Origin of the sequence: Massilia sp. TS11, assembly GCF_022012445.1 — a bacterium.
Lineage (GTDB): Bacteria > Pseudomonadota > Gammaproteobacteria > Burkholderiales > Burkholderiaceae_D > Telluria.
Genome location: NZ_JAKLTS010000007.1, coordinates 85,724 through 108,528, shown reverse-complemented (window position 1 = coordinate 108,528; position 22,805 = coordinate 85,724). Strand labels below are relative to the sequence as shown.

The window sequence follows — 22,805 nt, the reverse complement described above, 5'->3', positions numbered from 1 at the left end:
CCAAATGGCCTACTGATTGTCTCGCTGGGTGAGCGACCATTTGCGCTCCCCTTAGTTCTCCAATGTCCGATTGCCGGACCTGACCCCGTTTATTGGCGGACCCCGTTTATTGGCGGGCGGCCCAGTCGGCCAGGCTGTCGAGGATGGCGCGGCCGACGCCGTTGCCGACCTTGTCGTCGTTGACGATCATGACCACGATCTGCGGCTCGCCCTTGGTGTCCGGGACGTAACCGGCCAGGCCGACTGTGTTGCGCAAGGTGCCGGTCTTCATGCGCGCGCGCTGCGCCGCAGCACTCTCGCCCAGCCGGCGCTTGAGCGTGCCGTCAACGCCGGCAATCGGCAAACTGGTCAGGAACTCGGGCGCCCACAGCGAACGCTGGCCTTCCTGCAGGATCGCGGCCAGCTGCGCCACGCTCAGCCTCTCGTTGCGCGACAGGCCGGAACCGTTCTCCAGCACCATGCCGCTGTCGTCGATGCCGTGCGCCTGGAACCAGGCGCGGATCGCGCGCTCGGCCCGCTCGGGCGTACTCTGCTCGCTCGCCGGCAGGGGTTTGCTGCCGAGTACGGGGTCGGGCGCCAGGCTGCCCAGACTCAGATACAGCAGCCGCGCCAGCGCATTGTCGGAATCCTTGTTGGTGTCGCGCAGCAGCTCGGGCAGCACGCGCGAGCGGTGCGCGGCCAGCAGCTTGGCGTCCTCAGGGGTGCGGCCTTCGATGCTCTCGCCCTTGATGCTGCCGCCCAGGCGCCGCCACAGGCCGCGCACGGCATGATCGGCATAGGCCTGGTGATCGAGCACATTGATGCCGTAGCTGCGCGCGCAGTTCTTCGGGAAGCTGCCGTGCAGGGTGATCTTCTGCTTGCCGGTCCAGGCTTCCTTCACCGTCGGGATCTTCCAGCCGTTCTCCCACTTGGCGCAGTCGGCCGTGACCAGCTCCATGTCGTGTCCGATCGACACGCCTTCGAGCGCGGGCGCCAGCGCCAGATTCAGGCGGCTGGCCGTCGAGCGCATGTCGATCTCGAGCATGTTGTGGTTGACCAGCAGGGCGTCGGGGATCAGGTTGTAGTAGGCCTCGGGCGCTTCGTCGAAGGCGGGACCGAGGTCGTAGCGGGTCGGCTGCCACAGCTGGCGGTCGTACACGAGCTGGCCGTCGATGCGGCGGATGCCCTGGTTGCGCAGGCTCTGCAGCATGCTTTCGAGCGCGGCCAGATCGAGGTCCCAGTCGGCCCCGCCCTTGATGTAGAGGTCGCCCTTGAGCGTGCTGCCGACGATCTCCGCGTTGCTGCGCAACTCGGTGCGGAAGCGGAACACCGGCCCGAAGGTGTCGAGCGCGACCATCGTGGTCACCAGCTTCATGGTCGAGGCGGGCTGCAGCGGCTGGCGCGCATTGTGTTCGAGCACCACCTGCCCGCCCTTGAGCACGATGGCGCCGACGGCGCTGTCTGGAATCCCGGCGGCGGCGATGCGGGCCGCCACGCTCTCGGGCAGGGCGGCCTCGGCCAGCGGGGCGAGGGCGATCAGGGCGGCGGCGAGCAGGGTCGGGCGCATGCGTATCCTTAGTGGAAGAACAGGTAGGCCACCCCGATGGCGGCGATGATGCCGATCAGGTCGGCGGTCAGGCCGGCCGAGATCGCATAGCGGGTCTTCTTGATGCCGACCGAGCCGAAATACAGGGCCACGATGTAGAAGGTGGTGTCGGCCGAGCCCTGGAAGATGCAGGCCAGGCGCCCGACGAAGGAGTCGACGCCGTAGGTCTTCATGGCGTCGATCATCATTGCGCGCGAGCCGGAACCGGACAGGGGCTTCATCAGCGCGGTCGGCAGGGCGGCCGTGAAATCCGTGTTCATGCCGAGCTGGGCAAAGCACCAGCCCATGCCCTGGACGATGAAGCCGAGCACGCCGGAATTGCGGATCACGCTGATCGCCACCAGCATCCCGACCAGGTAGGGAATCACGGTCAGCGAGGTCTGGATGCCGCCCTTGGCCCCTTCGATGAAGGCGTCGTAGACATTCACGCGCTTGCGCAGGGCGCCGACGATGAAGGCCACGATGATGCTCAACAGGATCAGGTTGGAGAACAGCTTGGACGCCACTTCGACTTCGGTCTTGCTCATGAACTGGGTCATCGCGTAGACCAGGCCGACCAGCACCGCCGTGATCCCGCCCAGCCAGGCCAGCACCACGCCGTGCAGCAGGTTCAGGCGCTGGCGCACGGAGATCACCAGGATCCCGGCCAGGGTCGCGATATAGGTCGCGATCATGCACGGGATGAAGATGTCGGACGGGTCCTTGGCGCCGAGAATCGCGCGCTGCGCCATGATGGCCAGCGGAATCAGGGTCAGGCCCGAGGTGTGCATGACCAGGAAGGTGATCTGGGCGTCGCTGGCCTCGTCCTTGTTCGGGTTCAGGGTCTGCAGCGACTCCATCGCCTTCAGGCCGAAGGGGGTGGCGGCATTGTCGAGGCCGAGCAGATTGGCCGAGAAATTCATCACCATGTGGCCGGTGGCCGGGTGGTCTTTCGGCACGCTCGGGAACAGGCGCGAGAAGAAGGGCGCGATCAGGCGCGCCATCCAGGCCACGGCGCCGGCCTTTTCGCCCACATTCATCAGGCCCAGCCACAGGGTCATCACGCCGGCCAGCGGCAGGGCGATGTCCATCACGCCGATCTTGGCCGACTCGAAGGTGCCGTCGATGATCTTCTTGAAGATCTCGGTGTCGCCGAGGAAGATCCACTGGGCGAGCGCGGCCACGAAGCCAACGAGGAAGAATCCGGACCAGATGTAGTTCAGTGCCATGAGCTTGCCAAAAGAAAAATTCTTTGCATTGTGCAGCGAGAGTATAGGCCGGCAGTGATGAAAAAAGACAGAGCGGGTATGAGTCTGGCTTATGCTTGGGAATCGGCGGCGCGCGCCGTATCATACGGCCACCATGAAGCGCATCCTCCCCGTTCTGCTGGCCGCCGCCCTGGCCCTGCCGCTGCCGGCCCTGGCCGAGAAGACCCTGCACATGTTCATCACCAGCAGCGAGTCGGCCCTCGATCCGGCCGTGGCCTCGGACCTGGGCACGCTGTCGCTGGTGGAAAACCTGTTCGATCCCCTGCTGCGCTACGACTATCTGGCGCGCCCGGTCAAACTGGCGCCGAACACGGCCGCGGCCCTGCCCGAGGTCAGCCCCGATGGCCTCAGCTATACCTTCCGCCTGCGCCCCGGCATTCTGTTCACGCCCGACCCGGCCCTGGGCGGCAAGGCGCGCGAACTGACGGCGGCCGACTATGTCTACGCGCTCAAGCGCCTGTATGACCCGGCCCTGAAGTCGCCCTGGCTGTTCCTGTTCGACGGCAAGCTGGCCGGCGACGCCGCCCTCAAGCGCGACTTCCGCATCGATACCGCCATTCCCGGCCTGCAGGCCCTCGACCGCTACACCTTGCGCATCCGCCTGGCCGCGCCGGACAGCAATTTCCTGTTCTATCTGGCCACCCCGGCCGCCTCGGCCGTCGCGCGCGAGGTGGTCGAGGCCTATCCGGGCCAGGTCGGCAACCATCCGGTCGGCACCGGTCCGTTCATCCTCGGCGAATGGAAGCGCAGCAGCAAGATCGAGCTGCTGGCCAATCCCCTGTCGCGCCATGTGTTCCAGAGCACGGCGGCGCCGGCCACGCCCGAGGACGCGGCCCTGGCCAGCGCCCTGGCCGGCCAGCGTCTGCCGCGCGTGGACCGGGTCGAGGTCAAGGTGGCCGAGGAATTCCAGGGCCGCATGCTGGGCTTTCTCGGCGGCGAGTACGACTACCTCGAGCAGGTGCCCGAGTCGATGACCGACATGGTGCTGGCCGACGGCCGCCTGAAGCCGGAGCTGGCGCGGCGCGGCATCGTGCTGTCGCGCTTCCCGACGCTGCAGACCTACTACATGTGGATGAACATGGACGACCCCGTCATCGGGGGCATGGACCAGGCCCACGTGGCCCTGCGCCGCGCGATCGCCCTGTCCTACAACAGTGTCGAGGACATCGCCCTGCTGAAGAAGGGCCTGGCCCTGCCGGCCCAGTCGCCGCTGCCGCCCGGCATGCTCGGCTACGACGCCGCCTACCGCAGCCCGATCGCGTATGACCCGGCGCTGGCGCGCGCCCTGCTCGAGCGCTTCGGCTACCGCCGGGGGCCGGACGGTTTCCGCACCGACCCGGCCGGACGCCCGCTGACCCTGGTCATGCACAGCGAAGCCTCGGTGGTCGGCCGCCTGCGCGACGAGATGTGGCGCAAGAGCCTGAACGCGGTCGGCCTGCGCGTGGTGTTCAAGAGCGACAAGAAGGGCGAGATCATCAAGGCTTCGCGCCTGGGCAAGGTGATGATGTTCGAGACCAACTGGCTGGCCGACTTCCCCGACGGCGACAACTTCTACCAGCTGCTGTACGGGCCGAACGCGGGACGCGCCAACTATGCGCGCTTCAACCAGCCCGACTACAACCGCCTGTACGAGCAGGCGCGCGCGCTGCAGGATTCGCCGGCGCGTCAGCAGCTCTACCAGGGCATGAATAATCTGATCCACGCCTACAACCCCTGGGTGCTGCTGACCCACCCGATTTCGGCCGACCTGCGCCAGCCGTGGTTAAAAAACTACAAGCGCCATCCGGTCGAATTCACGGCCTGGCGCTACCTGGACCTCGATGTCCCTGCACGGGACAAGGCTTTTCGCTAAAAAATTTCTGGTTTATGAGCAAAAGTTATAGGCTTAACTGGTATTTTCATTGGTCTGGTTAACACCACTTGCGTACCCTCGATTCATAGAGCTGTAGTAACGATTACAAAAATTTATCTGGAAGGAGAGACCCCGTGAAGCTTAAGAAACTTGCGCACCTGATTGCCCTGATCGGCGTGGCCGGCCCGGCCCTGGCCCAGGAGGCCCCGCCCGAGAAGGTCCAGCGCGTGGAAATCACGGGCTCCAGCATCAAACGTATCGCCAAGGAAGGCGCGCTGCCGGTCGAAGTGATTTCGGCCAAGCAGATCGAAGCCCAGGGCATCGTGACGGCCGAACAGCTGATCGCCACCCTGAACATCAACGGCAACGGCTCGGACAATCTGGCCTCGAACTCGGACGTGACTTCGGGCGCCCAGCGCGGCAATAACGGCGCGTCTTCGGCCAACCTGCGCGGCCAGGGCGCCGACTCGACCCTGGTGCTGCTCAACGGCCGGCGCGTCGCCACCCACGGCATGAAGGGCCAGGCGGTCGACCTGAACTCGATCCCGATGGCCGCCATCGAACGCGTCGAAGTGCTGAAAGACGGCGCCTCGGCCATCTACGGTACCGACGCCATCGGCGGCGTGATCAACTTCATCCTGAAGACCAATTACGAGGGCGCCCAGATTTCGGGCTTCCACGACAAGACCCAGATGGGCGGCGGCGACATCGACCGCGTCACCTTCCTGGCCGGTAAGGGCGACCTCGACAAGGATGGCTACAACATCCTGCTGTCCCTGGCCCAGAGCGACAACAAGGCCCTGCGCGGCGACCAGCGCTCCTTCGTCAACACCTTCCAGCCGAACCGCGGCCTGTCGGTCGACACGCGCGGCACCCCGTTCGCCACCGTGTTCGCGACCTCGCTCGGCAACACGATCCTGTCGAAGTCCTCGAACACCGGCCCGACCCTGCCGGGCGGCACCCAGACCTATACCGGCATCAACGTGCTCGACCTGCCGGGCCAGCCGGGCTGTAACACGATCGACGGCATGGCCGCCTACGACGAAGTGCTGTGGGATACGCCCTCGGCCAAGTATGGCTGCGCCTGGGATACGGGCCGCGCCGCCGTGCTGCAGCAGCCGGTGACCAACTCCAACTATGTGCTGCGCGGTACCTTCAACCTGCCGAACGGCCACCGTCTGTCGGCCGAGGCCGTGGGTTCCGTGGTCGAAGTGGCCAAGAGCTTCTCGCCGAACCAGATCTCGCCGGGCTCGACCACGTTCAACGCCAGCTCCTTCTACCCGAGCACGGGTTCGGCCTATAACTACGTGTTCAATGCCATCGCCGCCGTGTTCCCCAGCATCCAGGGCAACTACGGTCTGCCGATCGCCTACCGCTGGCGCTGCATGGAGTGCGGCAACCGTCAGATCAAGACGCGCACCAATGCCAACCGCCTGCAGATCGGCCTGGACGGCCAGATCGGCAGCTGGGACTACCGCACCGGCATTTCGAAGGCCGAGTCCTCGTCGACCTCGCGCCTGGGCACCGGCTATGTCTACACGGCCAAGCTGGCCGCCGCGCTCGGCACCGGCATCATCAATCCCTTCCTGAAGCCGGGTGAAACCCAGTCCCAGGCCGCGCTCGACCTGATCAAGGGCGCCTCGGCCGAGGGCGTCGTCCTGTACGGCGGCAAGACCGTGCTGACCCAGTTCGACTTCGCCGTGTCGGGCGAGCTGTACAAGATGCCGGCCGGCGCCCTGATGGCCGCCTTCGGTACCGACCTGCGCAAAGAGGAATACCGCTTCAACGGCGACGTGCGTGAAGCCGCCAGCCGTCCGGCCATCCTGAACGCGCCGTTCGACGATGCCAACGCCCTCAACACGGTGAGCCGCAACATCAAGGCCGTGTACTTCGAATTCCTGATTCCGGTGCTGAAGAGCCTGGAAGTCAACGTGGCTGGCCGACGCGACCAGTACGACGGCTTCGGCAGCACCTTCAATCCGAAAGTCTCGCTGCGCTGGCAGCCGGCCAACAGCTTCATGGTGCGCAGCTCCTACAACACCGGCTTCCGCGCCCCGGCCTTCAACCAGCTGTTCAACGGCGTGACCGATTCGACCTACGCCGGCAAGGATCTGGCCGATCCGGGCAGCTGCCCGACCGGCAAGGTCGACACCACCAAGCCGGGTTGCGGCTCGATCACCCCGATCATCCGTACCGGCGGCAAGAACAACCTGGGTCCGGAAACGGCCAAGCAGGGCAGCCTGGGCTTCGTGTTTGAGCCGGGCAGCTTCTCCTTCAATATGGACTGGTGGATGGTCAAGAAGGAAGACGTGATCAAGTCGCTCGACCTGGCCACGATGATCGCCAACTACAACCTGTTCAAGGACTCCTTCATCCGCGACGCCGCGGGCAACCTGACCATGATCGACCAGCGCTGGCTGAACGCCGGTTCGCAGATCACGCGCGGCGTGGAAGTCGGCGCCCGCACCAATGGCCGGATCGGTAGCGCCCGCTGGACGGTCGGCATCGACGGCACCCGCCTGCTCGAGAAGAAGAGCAAGCCGCTGGCCTCGGCCAACTGGGGCCCGAGCGAAGTCGGCCTGTTCACTTTCACCGGCGACCTCGGCCTGAAGTGGAAGCACACCGCCTTCGTCACCTATGCCGACGGTCCGTGGTCCTTCCTGTTCCAGAACATCTACCGCGATGGCTATAAAGACCAGGTGCTGCCGGGTGTGGCCAACGGCAAGGTGTCTCCGCCGGAATGGAATGCTAAGGTCAAGTCCTACAGCATCTTCAACACCAGCGTCAGCTACACCGGCATCAAGGGTCTGACCCTGACCGGCGGCGTGAAGAACATCTTCAACACCGACCCGCCGTTCGCCGTCACCTATGACAGCAACACCGGCGCCGGTTCCTCGTGGGAGCCGCGTGTGGCCGACCCGCGTGGCCGTTCCTTCACCCTCCAGGGCACCTGGAAGTTCCTCTGATGGGGGTCAGCCGCCGCGCCTTCGCTTCACTGGCCGCGGCGGCCGCCTTCTCGCCTGCCTTGCCGGCCCAGGCGCGCAGCACGATGAAACTGATCAAGCCGCCGCGTCTGGCGCCGGGCGACACCGTCGCCATCCTTGCCCCCAGCGGCCGCACCAACGAAGCGGCCGTCGAACGCTGCGTGCGGAATCTCGAGACCCTCGGGTTCCGCGCGCGCGTGGGCGCCAATATCCTCGCCCAGCATGGCAATTACGCCGGCTCTGTCGCCGAGCGTGTGGCCGACCTGCATGCGGCCCTGCTCGACCCCGCGATCAAGGCGATCTGGGCGGTGCGCGGCGGTTCGGGCGGCATCTCGGCCCTGCCCTACATCGATTACAAGCTGGTGCGCGCCCATCCGAAGGCGCTGATCGGCTATTCCGACATCACCACCTACCACTATGCGTTTCTGCGCCAGGCCGGGGTGGTGTCCTTCCACGGTCCGGTGCTCGGCAGCAGCCATCCGTCCGAGTTCAGCATGGCCCAGCTGATGGCCCTGCTGTGCGATCCGCAGCCGAGCATGACCCTGCCGCTGGCGCCCGAGAACATCGAGCGCGCGCGCGACAATCCCCTGTACGCGGCGCGCACCATCCACAGCGGCGTGGCCACCGGCCCGCTGCTGGGCGGGAATCTGTCGCTGGTGGCGGCCCTGGCCGGCACGCCGTATGGGATCGACTTCAAGGACCACCTGCTGTTCCTCGAAGACGTCAACGAGCCGCCCTACAAGATCGACCGCATGATGACCCAGCTCGATCTGGCCTATGGCTTTGACCGGGCGCGCGCGCTGATCGTCGGCGTGTGCGAGGAGTGCGGCCCGAAAGACGCCGACCCGGCCCTGTCGTTCGAACAGACGATGGACCTGCATCTGCAGCCGCGCAAGATTCCGACCGTGATCGGCTATTCCTTCGGCCACATCCGCGACCAGATCACCCTGCCGATGGGCATCCAGGCACGCCTCGACACCGAGGCCCAGACCCTGACCCTGCTCGAACCGGCCGTCGCTTAAGGCTCAGGCCATCCAGAAGAATACGGCCGTCATGCGCCGTTCGTGCTGGGCGAAGCCGAAGTAATTGGTGGCCGAGTGCACCAGGTTGGCCTTGTACAGCAGGATGCGGTTGAAGCGGTTGGCGATCCGCACTTCCTCGTGCCAGGCCTCCAACGGCAGGCCCTTCACCTTCAGCGCCTCGCGCAGATTGGCATGCGGTGGCAGCACGATATTGCCGCCCAGCCGCCCGTCCGGATAGCGCAGCCGGTAGAACGAGGTGCCGGTGTCGGGGTCGGGATCGGGCGACAGATACAGCACAGCCGCATACTTGCACAGCTTGAGGGAATCGGTGTGCGGGCGCGGGCCCGACTCGGCCATGCCGACCAGCTGCACATGGTTGTGGTTGAGCGCGCGGCCGTCGGGCGGCTGCACCTGCCATAGCCGGCGCGCCCCGGTCTGGCGCCGCACCCAGGCTTCCACATGCTCGAGCTCGGCGGGCGTGAGCGCCTGCGGCGCGCGCATGCCGGGCCAGGGCAGATCGCTGTGCGGAAAGCCGTATTCCCATTCGCTGCGCGCATAGCAGCGCGCCGACACGGCCTGCGCGTCCGGCAGGAAATCGTCCTGCACCCAGTAGTCGCGCCCCGGCTGGGGCTTGCGGTAGCTGAGCTGCACCTCAGTGCGTGACCATCTGCGACAGCACCGAGAAGGCCGGCGCCGTCTGGCTCTGTTCGAGCAGCAGGGTCAGCTCGGTATAGGTGCACTGCATATTGACCACGCTGATCTTCTCCCAGGCCAGCTTTTTCAGCACGGCGTGGTAGACGCCCGGCGTGTGGTGGGTGTCGGCGTGCAGGCGCAAGGTCAGGCCGGTCAGGTTCTCGACGCGCGCCAGCAGGCGCTCGCCGTAGAACGCGTCCTCGACCACATGGGTCAGGGGCCGGCTGCACACGACCAGCACCTCGTGCACGCCGCGCGTGACCGAGACGAACATGCTCGGATGGCGTTCCTCGGCCAGGGCCAGCAGAGTCTTCTGGCACTCGTTGCTGCGCTCGCCGAGGCGGTAGGTAAAGATGGTCAGGTCGGTGCGCGTGGTGATTTCGCCCATGCGCGGGGCCAGCACCGGGCGGATCGGCTGGGTCTTGGCTGGCAGCCGCTCCGAGAAACGGCGCAGGGCCATGACAACGGCGGCCTGGCCGACCGGCTTCCACAGGTCGGACTCGAGCTGCGGGCGCAGCTGGCGCGCCAGTTCGGACAGATTGATCAGGCCGAGCTGCATTCCCTCCATCAGGAATGGCGACTCACTGACGATCTGCTCCACTTTGTTTGCGATAGATAGCATATTCCCCCCTCCACCTGCGGCGTGTGGGCAGGTGTCCTTGTTGTGATGGTTGTCTCCGGGTGCCGGCGCGGGGCCGGCTGCTGTCGCGGGCGCGGCGGATCAGCCAGGTCGGGGGGCGGGGCGCGGAAAGGCGGTACGGTCAGGCATGGGTTGGCGTGGCGTCATGATTTTTCCCGTGTACAAGTCGCGCGCCTTAGGGCACGTCTTTTGTTGGTCTCTCCGATCTTTTGTCTTGTCGGATGTATATCGAAAATCTAGTGTAGTCCGGCTTTCGCGGAAAATGCAATCGCTGTGGCAGGCAGATTCTCACAAAAAACCACCGATTGTTTCGTTTTTGCCGCATTTAGAGTCTGTCATCTAGTGCAGACCCACGCTCTGTAGCATTTCAGACACTATTCCTTCAAGGTTCAAGCTTTTCGCCCGTCCATTTTGATATGCACCAACAGAAGATTGTTTAGACAAGTGCTGCTTTGACAGCGTTGTTGTTTGGATGGAATGTTATTTCCTGAACATCCGGGCCTTTCCTGTCTCATTTGCCAAGTTTTTTGACATCGCGCTTTCGACAGGACTAAGTTCTGCTCCCTCGACGACGCCGAGCGGTTTTTTTCCCCAGTTGCGCCTTCGGGTGGCCATGCGTAGGGCGGCCAGCAGCACACAAAAAAACCTCAACGAAGAACATCTTGGAGAAAAAAAGTGAATTTACGGAAAACCCTCATCGCAGCCTCGATCGCCGCACTCCCGCTCTGCCTGGCCGCCACTGCCGAGGCCGGCAACCCGCTGTTCTCGGCCCCGGTGGTCGCCACCCCGGCCGCCGCCAACGCCATCCTCGCCAGACTGCAGGCCCAGCGCGCCGACGAGGGCCTCGATGGCGACCATGACTACAAGGTCTTTGCCCAGCACCCGGGCACCGACAATACCCAGATTCTGCGCGCCGACCACACCTACAAGGGCGTGCGCGTGTTCGGTTCGAACTCGGTGATCGTCACCAACCGCAATGGCGACATCCTCAGCCAGTCGCACTCGGACCGCCGCGCCGGCCTCGGCAGCGGCGCCGCCAACAAGACCCTGCGCGGCGCCACGGCCGGCTTCAGCGTGACCCCGGCCATCAGCGCCCAGGCCGCCATCGACAGCGTCAACAAGCAGACCCTGCTGGCGAGCGCCACCCAGGTCGAGCCGCCCAGCGCCGAGCTGATCGTCTATCCGATCGTCGAGACCGTGCGCAAGGACTACGCCCTCAACAAGCCGGAAGCGGCGCTGAACGCGGTCGACGTCGAAGACAAGGTCACCGGCTATGAGCTGGCCTACCTGGTCAAGACGCGCACGGCCAGCGGCAACAAGCTGGTCTACCGCGACACCATCGTCAGCGCCAATGACGGCCGCCAGCTGGCCCAGTGGAATGCCCTGCAGACCGTGGTCGGCACCGGCTACAGCCAGTACAACGGCACCGTGCCGATCCAGACCACGCTGTCGGGCAGCACCTACAAGATGCTCGACGCCACGCGCGGCACCGGCGGCACCTTCGGCGGCATGGCCATCACCAATGCCAACCACAGCTCGGCCAACAGCCCGAGCGCCGGATCGATCTACACCAACAGCACCAACACCTGGGGCGACGGCCAGCAGTACATTGCGGGCGGCTCGACCACCAATGCCAACGGCCAGACCGCTGCCGTGAATGCGCTGTGGGGCCTGATGAACACCTACGACGCGATGAACAATGCGCTGGGCTGGAAGTCGCTCGACGGTAACAACACGGCCACGTATATCGCCGTTCACGTCGACAACAACTACGACAATGCCTTCTACACCGACACCTGCAAGTGCATGTATGTGGGCGACGGCTCTTCGTTCTACTCGCTCGGTTCGATCGACGTGATCGGCCACGAAATGGGCCACGGCGTGACGGCCGCCACCTCCAATCTCACCTACTCGGGCGAGTCGGGCGGCCTGAATGAATCGTCCTCGGACATCAATGGCGAGATGGTCGAAGCCTATGCGCGCAATGGCGGCACCGGCAGCGTGATCCCGGCCGGTAACGACTGGATGATGGGCAAGGAAATCTCGAAGTCGGGCACCCCGCTGCGCTGGATGTGGAAGCCGTCCAAGGATGGCTCCTCGCCGGACGCCTGGAGCTCGACCATCAAGAATCTCGACGTCCACTATTCGAGCGGCCCGAACAACCGCATGTTCTACTTCCTGTCGCAAGGCTCGAATTCGAGCAGCAGCAGCGAAATGTACTCGTCCTACCTGGTCAAGAGCCCCAAGGCCATGACCGGCATCGGCAACGACAAGGCCTACCGCATCTGGTTCAAGGCCAATACCACCAAGTTCACGTCCTCGACCAACTACGCCGACGCGCGCCTGAAGATGATCGCCGCCGCCCAGGAGCTGTACGGGGTCGGCTCGAAGGAAGACATCGCCGTGCAGCGCGCCTATGCCGCCATCAATGTCGGGGCCGACGTCGATGAACCGGGCTCGGCCGTGCTGGCCATCAGCTCGCAGCCGGCCAGCCTGACCGTGGCCCCGGGCGCCAGCGCCAGCTTCGCCGTGACGGCCACCGGCGGCAGCGCGCCCTACAGCTACCAGTGGCTGCGCAATGGCACGGCGATCAGCGGCGCCACCAGCGCCAGCTACAGCTTCACGGCCCAGAGCAGCGACAACGGCGCCAGCTTCAGCGTGCAGATCAAGGACGCCACGAATGCCATGGTGACCTCGAACAGCGCCACCCTGACGGTGGCCACCAGCAGCGCCACCGAGCGCGTCACCAATGGCAGCTTCGAATCGGGCGCGACCGGCTGGAGCGGCACGACCGGCGTGATCGGCACCTGGAGCGGCCAGCCGGCCTATGACGGCAGCAAGAACGCCTGGCTCGGCGGCAATGGCAGCACCGCCACCGAGACCCTGACCCAGGCCGTCACCATTCCGTCGACCGCCACCAGCGCCACGCTGAGCTTCGCCCTGCACATCGACACGGCTGAGACCACCACCAGCAGCGCCTATGACAAGCTGGTCGTCAGCGTGAAGAACAGCGCCGGCAGCACGCTCGGCACCCTGGCCACCTACAGCAATCTGAACAAGGCGAGCGGCTACCAGACCCGCAGTTTCAGCCTGCTGCCCTACAAAGGCCAGAGCGTGACCCTGTCCTTCGTGATGACCGAAGACTCCTCGCTGCAGACCTCGTTTGTGGTCGACAAAGTCAGCGTGATCACGCAGTAAGGGCGCGACCCACAGGAAGGGGCCGCGGCCCCTTCTTCTTGCCCCAAAAACAAATCGGGGTCAGACCCCATTTTTCCGTCCGGATAAATGGGGTCTGACCCCGATTTGTTTGTAAGGCAAGCCTGTGCTGGCGGGCTGGGCGCGGCGCGGCATTTATTTTCGGCCGCCCTTGGCAGGGTATAATCGGGGGCTTCGCAGACTGAAAGGACGGACATGAGCACCCCCGTAGCCATCATCATGGGCTCGCGCAGCGACTGGGAAACCATGCAGGTCGCCGCTGACATGCTGACCCAGCTGGGCGTCAGCTGGAAGGCCGAAGTCGTTTCGGCCCACCGCACTCCGCAGCGTCTGGTGGCCTTCGCCGAGGGTGCGAAGGCGGCCGGCTATCAGGTGATCATCGCCGGCGCCGGGGGCGCCGCCCACCTGCCCGGCATGGTGGCCTCGATGACGCCGCTGCCGGTGCTCGGCGTGCCGGTCCAGAGCAAGGCCCTGTCCGGCCTCGATTCCCTGCTGTCGATCGTGCAGATGCCGAAAGGGATCGCGGTCGGCACCCTGGCCATCGGCGCTGCCGGGGCCGGTAATGCCGGCCTGCTGGCGGCCCAGATTCTGGCCCTGCATGACCCGGCCCTGGCGGCCCGCCTGGATGCCTTCCGCGCGCGCCAGACCCAGGATGTGCTTGATCAGGCTGAGCTGGGGGGCGCATGAGCATGCAGGTCGCCGTCCTCGGCAATGGTCAGCTGGGTGCGATGCTGCAGGCCGCCGGCCGCCGCATCGGCATTGAGGTCACGCCGATGGACATCGAGCACGGCAGCATGCCGGCGCCGCAGGCCATCGTCACCACCGAACGCGAACACTGGCCCGTCAATCCCTTCACCAGCGCGCTGCAGCAGCATCCGCACTGGCTCAATGCACGCGCCTACGCGGCCCTGGTCGACCGCCGCCATCAGAAGCAGATGCTGGACCTGATTGGCGTGCCGACCTCGCCCTGGCTGGCGCCGCAGCCGCACACGAGCCAGGCCGACATCCATGCGGCGCTCGGTCCGGATGTCTTCCTCAAGCGCGCCTCGGGAGGCTACGACGGCCGTGGCCAGCAGCGCCTGCGCCATGAAGTCGCGGTCGCGCTCGAAGACTGGGCGCATATGGCCATCGCCGAACGCGCCGTGCGCTTCGAGGCCGAAGTCTCGCTGGTGGCGGCGCGCAACCGCGCCGGCGAGATCGTCTGCTACCGTCTGGTCGAAAACCACCACCATCAGGGCATCCTGCTGGCGACGCTGAGCCTGGAAGGGCACTATGCGCAGCTGCAGGCCGAGGCCGAGGCGCATATGCGCAAGGTGATGGAGCACCTCGATTACGTGGGCGTGATGGCGATCGAATTCTTCGTCGAGGACGGGCGTCTGCTGGTCAATGAGATCGCCCCGCGCGTGCACAATTCGGGTCACTGGACCCAGGCCGGCGCCGCCATCAGTCAGTTCGAGCTGCACCTGCGCGCCGTCTGCGATCTGCCGCTGCCTCAGCCCGAGCAGTACGGCAATACCCTGATGCTGAACCTGATCGGTCTGCCCTACGACGTACGCTGGCTGGCCCAGGGGTCGAGCCAGCTGCACTGGTATGGCAAGACCTGTTTCGACGGCCGCAAGATGGGCCACCTGAACTTCTTCTCGCAGCAGCGCGCCACGCTGGCGCACAGCCTCAGCCAGGTCGAGCTGCCAGCACGCTACCAGTCGGCGCGCGACTGGGTCGCCGCCCGCCTGGCCTGACTCAGGCGCGCACGGCCAGGGCGCCGGCGCGCGCCTCGCTGCCCGTGCGGAACACGCTGACGGCCTGCACCATCGCCTGGGCCTGGTCCTGCAGGGCGGTGGCGGCGGCCGCCATTTCCTCGACCAGGGCCGCATTCTGCTGGGTGGTCTCGTCCATCTGGGTGACGGCCTCGCTGACCTGGTGCACGCCGGCGCTCTGCTCTTTGCTGGCCTCGGCAATCTCGGCCATGATGTCGGTCACGCGCTGGATGCTGCTGACCACGTCGCCCATCGTGTGGCCGGCGCGGTCCACCAGCGCCGTGCCCGCTTCGACGCGCTGCACACTGTCCGTGATCAGTTCCTTGATCTGCTTGGCCGCTTCGGCCGAACGGCTGGCCAGGCTGCGCACCTCGCTCGCCACCACCGCGAAGCCGCGCCCCTGCTCGCCGGCGCGCGCCGCTTCGACGGCCGCATTGAGGGCCAGGATATTGGTCTGGAAGGCGATGCCATCGATCACATTGATGATGTCGGCGATCTTCTTCGAGCTGTCGCTGATGCCGCGCATGGTGTCGACCACCTGGCCGACGATCTGGCCGCCATCGACGGCCACCGTGCTGGCCGACTGGGCCAGCTGATTCGCCTGGCGCGCATTGTCGGCATTCTGATTGACGGTCGAGGACAGTTCCTCCATCGAGGCCGCGGTTTCCTCCAGTGCGCTGGCCTGGCTTTCGGTGCGGCCTGACAGGTCCATATTGCCGCGCGCGATTTCGCCGGTGGTGGCGGCCACCTGCTCGGCATTGCGGCGCACCCCGCCGACCAGCTCGCGCAGGGCCTGCTGCATGCGCGCCAGCGCCTCGAGCACCTGGCCGAGTTCATTCTGGCCGACTGGCACGATCTGCTGGCTCAGGTCGCCGCTGGCGACGGCTTCGGACACGGCCACGGCCTGCTGGAGCGCGCTGGTGATGCCGCGGATCAGGATGCTGCCGAATACCAGCGCGAAGCCGAGCCCGAGCACCATGGCGCCGATCGCCAGCACGCGGATCGTGGCAAAGCGCGCCTGCGCCTCCTTGCCGCCTTTTTCGGCCTCGCTCTCCTGCAGTTTGACCAGCCGCGTCAGCACCTCGAGGGTGGCGGCCGACATCGGACTGACCTTGGTTTCATAGAGCCTGCGCGCGCCCTCGGGGTCGCCGCTCTTGAGGGCGGCGATGGTCGGCAGCAGCGATTCGCTGATGTAGGCGCTGCGTTTCTCGCTCAATTCCTTGGCTAGACGCGCTTCTTCCTCGGTCAGCGTGGTGGCCATGAACGCCTTCCACAGGCTGTCCAGACGGCTGCGGTTGGCCTGGAACTCGGTCTCGCGTTTGCGCCAGTTGGCCGGATCGGCGTTGATCATCATGTCCATCACCAGGATGCGGTTGCGCTGCAGCAGGCGCGAGGCTTCTTCGAGCTGGACCAGGGGGACGACGCGGTCTTCGTTGACCGATTCCAGGGTCTGGTTGGTGGCGTTCAGGCCGTACAGGCCGATCAGTCCGACCACGACCAGCAGCATGGTCAGGACGGCGTTTTGCAGCATCAGGCGGGTCGCTATTCTTATGTTTTCCATGATGAAGACTTTTAATTAAGAGTTACCCAGTCTAGCATCATGGTTTTACATAAGAGCAATATCCTTATCCTGAAGTCAATGTAAATACGTGAAAACGCAACAGGCGCGCGGGCTCAGCGAAGCCGCATGGCGGCGCGGCCCGGCGCGCTGGCGTCGGTGCGGAAAACGCTGACGGCCTGGACCAGCGCACTGGCCTGCTCGCGCAGGCTGCCGGCGCCGGCGGCCATCTGTTCGACCAGGGCCGCATTCTGCTGGGTGTGCTCATCCATCTGGACGATGGCTTTGCCGACCTCGTGCACGCCGGTGCTCTGTTCCTGGCTGGCCGCCGCGATCTCGTTCATGATGGCGCTGACGCGCTGGATGCTGTCCACCACGGCGCCCATGGTCTGGCCGGCGCGCATGGCCAGCTGATTCCCTGCCTGCACGCGCTGGACGCTGTCCTGAATCAGGGTCTTGATCTCGCGGGCCGCCTCGGCCGAGCGGCTGGCCAGGCTGCGCACTTCGCTGGCGACGACGGCGAAACCGCGCCCCTGCTCGCCGGCGCGGGCTGCCTCGACGGCGGCATTGAGGGCCAGGAGATTGGTCTGGAAGGCGATGCCGTCGATCACATTGATGATGTCGGCGATCTTGCGTGAACTGGCGTCGATGCCCTGCATGGTATCGACCACCGCGCCGACGACCTGGCCACCCTCGGCCGCCACGGTGCTGGCCTGGCTGGCCAGCTGGCGCGCCTGCTGGGCGTGGTCGGCATTCCGGCCGACGGTCGAGGACAATTCCTCCATGGCGGCCGCCGTCTGCTCCAGCGCGCTGGCCTGGCTCTCGGTGCGGCCCGACAGGTCCAGATTGCCGCGCGCGATTTCATCGGTCGTGCCGGCCAGCTGCTCGGCCTGTCCGCGTACGCCCGCGACCAGCGTGCGCAGGCTGTCCTGCATGCGCGCCAGGGCCTGGAGCACCTGGCCCAGTTCGTCATGCAGGCTCAGCTGGGAGGTCCGGCTCAGGTCGCCTGCAGCCACGGCCGTCGAGACAGCGATGGCCTCATGCAGGCCGCGCCGGATACCGCGGATCAGCAGCACGCTCATCGCGCCGGCACAGGCCAGGCCCAGCACCATGGTCGCCAGCATCAGCAGCCGCTGGCGCGCCAGGGCCGCGTTCGACGCTGCGTAGCTGCGCGCCGTTTCCTGCGCCTGCATGCTGACCAGTTGGTTCTGCAGATCGAGGGCGGTGCGCCCGAGCGCCTGCATGCGCTCCTGGTACAGGCGCAGGGCGGCGCCCGGATCGCCACGCTTGACCGTGTCGAGCACGGCCAGCAGGCCGTCGCGCACATACAGGGCGCGCTGCTCGCTGAAGGCGCGCGCCAGGGCGGCCTCGTCGGCCGTCAGCCCGGTCGCGATGAAGGCCTTCCAGACCTCGTCGAGGCGTGCGCGGTTGGTGTGCAGCTCCTGCTCGCGGCGCGCCAGATTGTCCGGCGCCGGATTGAGCAGCACATCCATGACGAGGATGCGGTTGCGCTGCATGATGCGCGACACCTCCTCCAGCTGGACCAGCGGCACGACCCGGTCCGCATGCACGTGCTGCAGTGTCGCATTGGCCTGCTGCAGGCCGAACAGACCGATCAGGCCGAGCAGCACCAGCAGGCCGGCCAGCAGACCGTTCTGCAGATACAGGCGGGTGGCGATGCGTAACGTGTTCATTGAGCAATCGTTCGCGAGACGATTGCAGTGTAGTCGCTATCGCCAACCCGTGTTGTTTCCTACGGGAATCGTGCGCGCCGTGGCCGGTGCGCGCCCGTGTCCGGATCAGGCCGCCAGGCGCGGGCGCGCCGGCGTCCGCAGCGCGGCCCGCTGGGCCTGCTGGGCCTGCTGACCGAGGTTGAACACGCTGACCGCCTGGACCAGGGCCTGGGCCTGGTCCTGGAGGCTGGCGGCGGCGGCCGCCATTTCCTCGACCAGGGCGGCGTTCTGCTGGGTGGTCTCGTCCATCTGGCTGACCGCGGTGCCGACCTGGTGCACGCCGGCGCTCTGCTCTTTGCTGGCGGCCGCGATCTCGCTCATGATGTCGGTCACGCGCTGGATGCTGCTGACCACGCCCTGCATGGTATGGCCGGCGCGGTCGACCAGGCCGGTGCCATGGTCGACCCGCGCCACGCTGTCGGTGATCAGGTCCTTGATCTGCTTGGCCGCCTCGGCCGAGCGGCTGGCCAGGCTGCGCACCTCGCCGGCGACGACGGCGAAGCCGCGCCCCTGCTCGCCGGCGCGGGCCGCTTCGACGGCGGCATTGAGGGCCAGGATATTCGTCTGGAAGGCGATGCCGTCGATCACATTGATGATGTCGGCGATCTTCTTCGAGCTGTCGCTGATGCCGCGCATGGTCTCGACTACCTCGCCCACGATCTGGCCGCCCTGCTGCGCCACCTCGCTGGCATTGCGCGCCAGCTGGTTGGCCTGCAGCGCGTTGTCGGCGTTCTGGTTGACGGTCGAGGACAATTCCTCCATCGAGGCGGCGGTCTGCTGCAGGGCGCTGGCCTGGCTTTCGGTGCGGCCCGACAGGTCCAGATTGCCGCGCGCGATTTCCTCGGTGTTCACGGCCACCCGCTCGGCGTTTTCGCGCACGCCGCTGACGACGCGCCGCAGCGCGTCCTGCATGCGCGCCAGGGCCGCCATCAGGTGGCTGACTTCATCATTGCCGTGCACCGGCACATGGCGCGTCAGGTCGCCGGCGGCCACGGCCTCGGACACCTCGACCGCTTCGTTCAGCGCCGTGCCGATGCCGCGCGCCAGGGTGGCGCCGAACAGCACCGCGAAACCGAGCCCGCCGATGATGGCGCCGATGCTGATCATGCGGATGCGCGCATAGGCGGCGCTGGCGTCCTCGAATTCGGCCTTGGCGGCGCGCACCTGGAAGCCCATCACCTTGTCGAGCGCCTCCTGGGCCTTGAAGCCGAACAGGCTGACCTTGTTCGAATATAGGTCCTTGGCCTGCTCGAGATTGCCGCCCTGCACGGCCGCGCGCGTCGGCGTCAGCGCATCGCGCAGATACACGCTGTGGCTGGCCTCGAAGGCCTTGGCCAGCTCCTGTTCCTCGGGCAGCAGCTTGGTGCCGAGGAAGGCCTGCCAGTTCTTGTCGAGCTTGGCGAGGTTGTCGTCGACTTCCTTGGTGCGCTTGGCGAAGTTCTCGGGGTAGATGATGATGTCCATCATCAGGATGCGGTTGCGCTGGACGATCCGCGCCACCTCGGCCAGCTGGGTCATGGCCACCGTGCGGTCCTGGTAGACCGTTTGCAGCGAGGCATTGTTCTTGTGCATGCCGAACAGGCCGAGCAGGCCGATGACAATCAAGAGCACGCACAGGGTCCCGGTCAGGATCAGCATGCGGGTGGCGATTTTCAGCTGGTTCATGGATTCGCAGGCGAAAAGAAAGAGGGGCAGTCTAGCAAGTCTTTACGGCGCGTGCCAGCCATTCCGGGGCTGTGACAATTTGGTGCAGTTGCACATGCACGGCCCGTGTAGACTGCCTTCTTTTGTCCGGAGTTCCTCATGCGTATCCTGTTTGCCGCCGGCCTGCTGCTGCCCTTGCTGGCCAACGCCGCCGAGACCCTGCCGGCCGGCCTGGCCGAGGCCGACGCCGCCTGGAACCGCCTGCGCGAACGCGCCGAAGCGGCCGCGCTGGCGCCGCTGATCGATCCCGATTTCGTGCTCGTCCACTCCGATGGGCGGGTGCAGCATAAGGCCGATTATCTGGCCGATCTGAGCAGCAAAAGCCGGGTCAACAATGCCATCCTCAACCAGGACGTGCGCACCCGCGTGTACGGCGACACGGCCATCGTCAATGGCGTCAGCGTGCAGTCCGGCACCAGCCAGGGCCAGCCCTGGAGCGGGCGCTTCGTGTTCACCCGCGTCTGGCAGCTGCGCGGCGGCCAGTGGCTGCTGCTGTCCTCCCACTCTTCGCGCGTCAGCGCCCCCTGAAGCATGCTCAAACTCTACGGCAAGCCGACCTCGATCAATGTGCGCAAGGTGCTCTGGACCTGCGCCGAGCTGGGCCTGACAATCGCGCATGAGCCGGCGCCCGACCTGGCCAGCGCGGCCTTCCGCGCCCTCAATCCGAATGCGCTGGCGCCCGTCCTCGACGATGATGGCTTCGTGCTGTGGGAATCGAACAGTATCGTGCGCTATCTGGCCAACCGCGCCGGCAATGGCGCCCTGCTGCCGCTGGCGCCGGCCGCGCGCGCGCGTGTCGAGCAGTGGATGGACTGGCAGGCGACCGAGCTGAACAACAGCTGGCGCTATGCCTTCATGGGCCTGGTGCGCCACAGCCCGGCCCATCAGGACCGGCTGGCGATCGAGGCCGGCGTGGCGGCCTGGAACCGCCATATGCGCATGCTCGATGCCGCCCTGGCCGACGGCCGCCCCTATGTCTGCGGCGCCGAGTTCACTTTGGCCGACATCGTGCTTGGCCTGTCCACCAACCGCTGGCTGGAGACCCCGCTTGCGCACCCGCCGCTGGCCGCCGTCGAGGCCTGGTTCGCGCGCCTGGCCACGCGCCCGGCCTGCCAGGCCCATTGCGCCAACGGCATTCCCTGAGCGCTCAGCGCCCGCGCAGGTCGAGGCTCATGGCCACGTAGTCGTGGCTTTCGCCGTCGATGCGGAACATGTCCATCGTCCAGCCGGTCTGGACGAAACCGAAGCCCTGGTAGAGCCGCCGCGCCGGCGTGTTACAGGCCAGCACCTCCAGATCGAGCCAGTCCTTGCCCTGGCTGCGCGCCCAGGCGGCCGCGTGGCCGAGCAGGGCGCGGCCGAGCCCCTGGCGGCGCGCCGTCTGCGCCACCCCCATGCCGAGCAGCACCCGGTGCGTCATGCCTTCCGGGCGCGCGCGCAGGTCGACGTGGCCGCAGATTTCATCGGCCCCGTCGAGGGCCAGCCACAGGCGGCGCCAGCCGGGTTCGCTCAGTTCCTGGGCCAGCGCCTGGCGGAAGGCCTGCTGGCGCTCGGGGCCGAACACCGAGGCCGCGCGCGCCAGCGGCTGAAACAGGGGGCTGGCGCCGGCGCCGTTCTCGCGCAGCTGGGCATTGAGGTAGGCGAAGAAGGGCACCAGGCTGTCGGCGCCGGCCGCGACGATGCGGCTCACAGGGCGCGCGCGATCAGCAGCTTCTGGATGTCGCTGGTGCCTTCGTAGATCTGGCACACGCGCACGTCGCGGTAGATGCGCTCGACCGGGAAGTCGCTCACATAGCCGTAGCCGCCATGCACCTGGATCGCATCCGAGCACACGCGCTCCGCCATTTCGGAGGCGAACAGCTTGGCCATGGCCGCCTCTTTCAGGCAGGGCTGGCCGGCGTCCTTCAGGCTGGCCGCGTGGTGGATCAGCTGGCGCGCCGCTTCGATCTGGGTGGCCATCTCGGCCAGTTTGAACTGCACCGACTGGTGCTGGATGATCGGCTGGCCGAAGCTTTCGCGTTGGCGCGCATAGCTGAGCGCGGCTTCATAGGCGGCGCGCGCCATGCCGACCGCCTGCGAGGCGATGCCGATGCGCCCGCCTTCAAGGCCGGACAGGGCGATCTTGTAGCCCATGCCTTCCGCCCCGATCAGGTTGGCGGCCGGAATGCGGCAGTTGTCGAACACGATCTGGGCCGTGTCGGACGAGTGCTGGCCCATTTTCTGTTCGAGGCCGGCGACGATGTAGCCGGGCGTCGTGGTCGGCACGAAGAAGGCGCTGATGCCCTTCTTGCCGGCCGCCTTGTCGGTCACGGCCATGACGATGGCCACGTCCGCGTACTTGCCGCTGGTGATGAATTGCTTGCTGCCGTTGAGCACATAGAAGTCGCCGTCGCGCGTGGCCGTGGTGCGCAGCGCGGCCGCGTCCGAACCCGTGTGCGGCTCGGTCAGGGCGAAGGCGCCCAGCATCGTGCCCTGGGCCAGCGGGCGCAGCCATTGCTCCTGCTGGGCCGGATTGGCGTACATCATGCAGATCGAGCAGACCGGGCAGTTGTTCACCGAGATGATGGTCGAGGTGCCGCCGTCGCCGGCCGCGATCTCCTCCAGCACCAGGGCCAGGGACACGTAGTCGAGACCGGCGCCGCCCTGGGCTTCCGGCACGGCCACGCCGAACGCGCCGAGCGCGGCCAGCTCCTTCAGTTCGGCCTGGGGGAAATAGTGTTCCTTGTCCCAGCGCGCGGCCTGGGGGGCGAGCTTGTCCTGGGCATAGGCGCGCAGGGCGTCGCGGATCATCTGGTGTTCTTCAGTCAGGATCATGCT

At 66.3% G+C, this 22,805-nt stretch carries 17 protein-coding genes; 8 read left to right on the top strand and 9 right to left on the bottom strand.

Annotated elements, in window-relative coordinates:
• Positions 1-106 precede the first annotated feature (106 nt).
• Together dacB and LZ005_RS12490 are read right to left on the bottom strand one after the other, a co-directional pair.
• The gene (gene dacB / locus LZ005_RS12495; RefSeq protein WP_237808402.1) at positions 107-1,546 is read right to left on the bottom strand and encodes a D-alanyl-D-alanine carboxypeptidase/D-alanyl-D-alanine-endopeptidase; all 1,440 of its coding nucleotides are present in this window, start codon (positions 1,544-1,546) and stop codon (positions 107-109) included.
• A gap of 8 nt (positions 1,547-1,554) precedes the next feature.
• Entirely contained in the window at positions 1,555-2,793 is a 1,239-nt protein-coding gene (locus LZ005_RS12490; protein WP_237808401.1) for a nucleoside recognition domain-containing protein, read from the bottom strand.
• Positions 2,794-2,926: 133 nt separating this feature from the next.
• On the opposite strand from LZ005_RS12490, the gene LZ005_RS12485 reads away from it, so the two are divergent.
• The 3 genes from LZ005_RS12485 to LZ005_RS12475 all read left to right on the top strand — a co-directional run bounded on the left by LZ005_RS12485 (position 2,927) and on the right by LZ005_RS12475 (position 8,690).
• Positions 2,927-4,684 (top strand): ABC transporter substrate-binding protein, encoded by a 1,758-nt coding sequence (locus LZ005_RS12485; RefSeq protein WP_237808400.1) that lies wholly within the window; start codon positions 2,927-2,929, stop codon positions 4,682-4,684.
• A 134-nt stretch (positions 4,685-4,818) separates the two neighbouring features.
• Positions 4,819-7,650, top strand: coding sequence for a TonB-dependent receptor domain-containing protein (locus LZ005_RS12480; protein ID WP_237808399.1), 2,832 nt, complete (start codon positions 4,819-4,821; stop codon positions 7,648-7,650).
• The gene (locus LZ005_RS12475) at positions 7,650-8,690 is read left to right on the top strand and encodes an LD-carboxypeptidase (protein ID WP_237808398.1); all 1,041 of its coding nucleotides are present in this window, start codon (positions 7,650-7,652) and stop codon (positions 8,688-8,690) included. The genes LZ005_RS12480 and LZ005_RS12475 overlap by 1 nt, the downstream gene beginning before the upstream one ends.
• Before the next feature lie 3 nt (positions 8,691-8,693).
• Here LZ005_RS12475 and LZ005_RS12470 read toward each other — a convergent pair whose 3' ends face one another.
• Together LZ005_RS12470 and LZ005_RS12465 are read right to left on the bottom strand one after the other, a co-directional pair.
• A complete protein-coding gene (locus LZ005_RS12470; RefSeq protein WP_237808397.1) occupies positions 8,694-9,341 on the bottom strand; it encodes a DUF6445 family protein in 648 nt (215 codons plus the stop codon).
• A 1-nt stretch (position 9,342) separates the two neighbouring features.
• Positions 9,343-10,005: a hypothetical protein gene (locus LZ005_RS12465; protein WP_237808396.1), complete on the bottom strand. Its 663-nt coding sequence runs from the start codon at positions 10,003-10,005 to the stop codon at positions 9,343-9,345.
• A 693-nt stretch (positions 10,006-10,698) separates the two neighbouring features.
• On the opposite strand from LZ005_RS12465, the gene LZ005_RS12460 reads away from it, so the two are divergent.
• From LZ005_RS12460 to LZ005_RS12450, 3 genes are all read left to right on the top strand, one after another.
• Positions 10,699-13,221, top strand: coding sequence for a M4 family metallopeptidase (locus tag LZ005_RS12460; protein ID WP_237808395.1), 2,523 nt, complete (start codon positions 10,699-10,701; stop codon positions 13,219-13,221).
• A 213-nt stretch (positions 13,222-13,434) separates the two neighbouring features.
• Positions 13,435-13,926: a 5-(carboxyamino)imidazole ribonucleotide mutase gene (purE, locus tag LZ005_RS12455; RefSeq protein WP_237808394.1), complete on the top strand. Its 492-nt coding sequence runs from the start codon at positions 13,435-13,437 to the stop codon at positions 13,924-13,926.
• Complete coding sequence (locus LZ005_RS12450; protein WP_237808393.1) at positions 13,923-14,978, top strand: ATP-grasp domain-containing protein; 1,056 nt, start codon at positions 13,923-13,925, stop codon at positions 14,976-14,978. The genes purE and LZ005_RS12450 overlap by 4 nt, the downstream gene beginning before the upstream one ends.
• A 1-nt stretch (position 14,979) precedes the next feature.
• Here LZ005_RS12450 and LZ005_RS21800 read toward each other — a convergent pair whose 3' ends face one another.
• The 3 genes from LZ005_RS21800 to LZ005_RS21660 form a co-directional block, all read right to left on the bottom strand.
• Positions 14,980-16,557 (bottom strand): methyl-accepting chemotaxis protein, encoded by a 1,578-nt coding sequence (locus tag LZ005_RS21800; RefSeq protein ID WP_307727803.1) that lies wholly within the window; start codon positions 16,555-16,557, stop codon positions 14,980-14,982.
• Positions 16,558-16,670: 113 nt separating this feature from the next.
• Positions 16,671-18,248 carry a methyl-accepting chemotaxis protein gene (locus LZ005_RS21795; protein ID WP_307727802.1) on the bottom strand — a complete coding sequence of 526 codons (1,578 nt, stop codon included), beginning with the start codon at positions 18,246-18,248 and terminating at the stop codon, positions 16,671-16,673.
• A gap of 105 nt (positions 18,249-18,353) precedes the next feature.
• Complete coding sequence (locus LZ005_RS21660; RefSeq protein WP_269106678.1) at positions 18,354-19,952, bottom strand: methyl-accepting chemotaxis protein; 1,599 nt, start codon at positions 19,950-19,952, stop codon at positions 18,354-18,356.
• 138 nt (positions 19,953-20,090) lie between these two features.
• Between LZ005_RS21660 and LZ005_RS12415 the strand changes: the two genes are divergently transcribed.
• Positions 20,091-20,519 carry a nuclear transport factor 2 family protein gene (locus LZ005_RS12415; RefSeq protein WP_237808392.1) on the top strand — a complete coding sequence of 143 codons (429 nt, stop codon included), beginning with the start codon at positions 20,091-20,093 and terminating at the stop codon, positions 20,517-20,519.
• A 3-nt stretch (positions 20,520-20,522) separates the two neighbouring features.
• Positions 20,523-21,134, top strand: coding sequence for a glutathione S-transferase family protein (locus LZ005_RS12410; protein ID WP_237808391.1), 612 nt, complete (start codon positions 20,523-20,525; stop codon positions 21,132-21,134).
• Positions 21,135-21,138: 4 nt separating this feature from the next.
• Here the strand turns inward: LZ005_RS12410 and LZ005_RS12405 are convergent, their stop codons facing one another.
• The gene (locus LZ005_RS12405) at positions 21,139-21,678 is read right to left on the bottom strand and encodes a GNAT family N-acetyltransferase (protein ID WP_237808390.1); all 540 of its coding nucleotides are present in this window, start codon (positions 21,676-21,678) and stop codon (positions 21,139-21,141) included.
• Positions 21,675-22,802 (bottom strand): acyl-CoA dehydrogenase family protein, encoded by a 1,128-nt coding sequence (locus LZ005_RS12400; RefSeq protein WP_237808389.1) that lies wholly within the window; start codon positions 22,800-22,802, stop codon positions 21,675-21,677. Before LZ005_RS12400 ends, LZ005_RS12405 begins: the two co-directional genes overlap by 4 nt.
• Positions 22,803-22,805: the final 3 nt, after the last annotated feature.

Bases quoted from the DNA above. Each gene is read 5' to 3' on its own strand.
- LZ005_RS21800 (WP_307727803.1), bottom strand. From the start codon at position 16,557: ATGGAAAACATAAGAATAGCGACCCGCCTGATGCTGCAAAACGCCGTC.
- LZ005_RS12415 (WP_237808392.1), top strand. From the start codon at position 20,091: ATGCGTATCCTGTTTGCCGCCGGCCTGCTGCTGCCCTTGCTGGCCAAC.
- dacB (WP_237808402.1), bottom strand. From the start codon at position 1,546: ATGCGCCCGACCCTGCTCGCCGCCGCCCTGATCGCCCTCGCCCCGCTG.
- LZ005_RS12475 (WP_237808398.1), top strand. From the start codon at position 7,650: ATGGGGGTCAGCCGCCGCGCCTTCGCTTCACTGGCCGCGGCGGCCGCC.
- LZ005_RS12450 (WP_237808393.1), top strand. From the start codon at position 13,923: ATGAGCATGCAGGTCGCCGTCCTCGGCAATGGTCAGCTGGGTGCGATG.
- purE (WP_237808394.1), top strand. From the start codon at position 13,435: ATGAGCACCCCCGTAGCCATCATCATGGGCTCGCGCAGCGACTGGGAA.
- LZ005_RS12490 (WP_237808401.1), bottom strand. From the start codon at position 2,793: ATGGCACTGAACTACATCTGGTCCGGATTCTTCCTCGTTGGCTTCGTG.
- LZ005_RS12400 (WP_237808389.1), bottom strand. From the start codon at position 22,802: ATGATCCTGACTGAAGAACACCAGATGATCCGCGACGCCCTGCGCGCC.
- LZ005_RS21795 (WP_307727802.1), bottom strand. From the start codon at position 18,248: ATGAACACGTTACGCATCGCCACCCGCCTGTATCTGCAGAACGGTCTG.
- LZ005_RS12485 (WP_237808400.1), top strand. From the start codon at position 2,927: ATGAAGCGCATCCTCCCCGTTCTGCTGGCCGCCGCCCTGGCCCTGCCG.
- LZ005_RS12465 (WP_237808396.1), bottom strand. From the start codon at position 10,005: ATGCTATCTATCGCAAACAAAGTGGAGCAGATCGTCAGTGAGTCGCCA.
- LZ005_RS12410 (WP_237808391.1), top strand. From the start codon at position 20,523: ATGCTCAAACTCTACGGCAAGCCGACCTCGATCAATGTGCGCAAGGTG.
- LZ005_RS21660 (WP_269106678.1), bottom strand. From the start codon at position 19,952: ATGAACCAGCTGAAAATCGCCACCCGCATGCTGATCCTGACCGGGACC.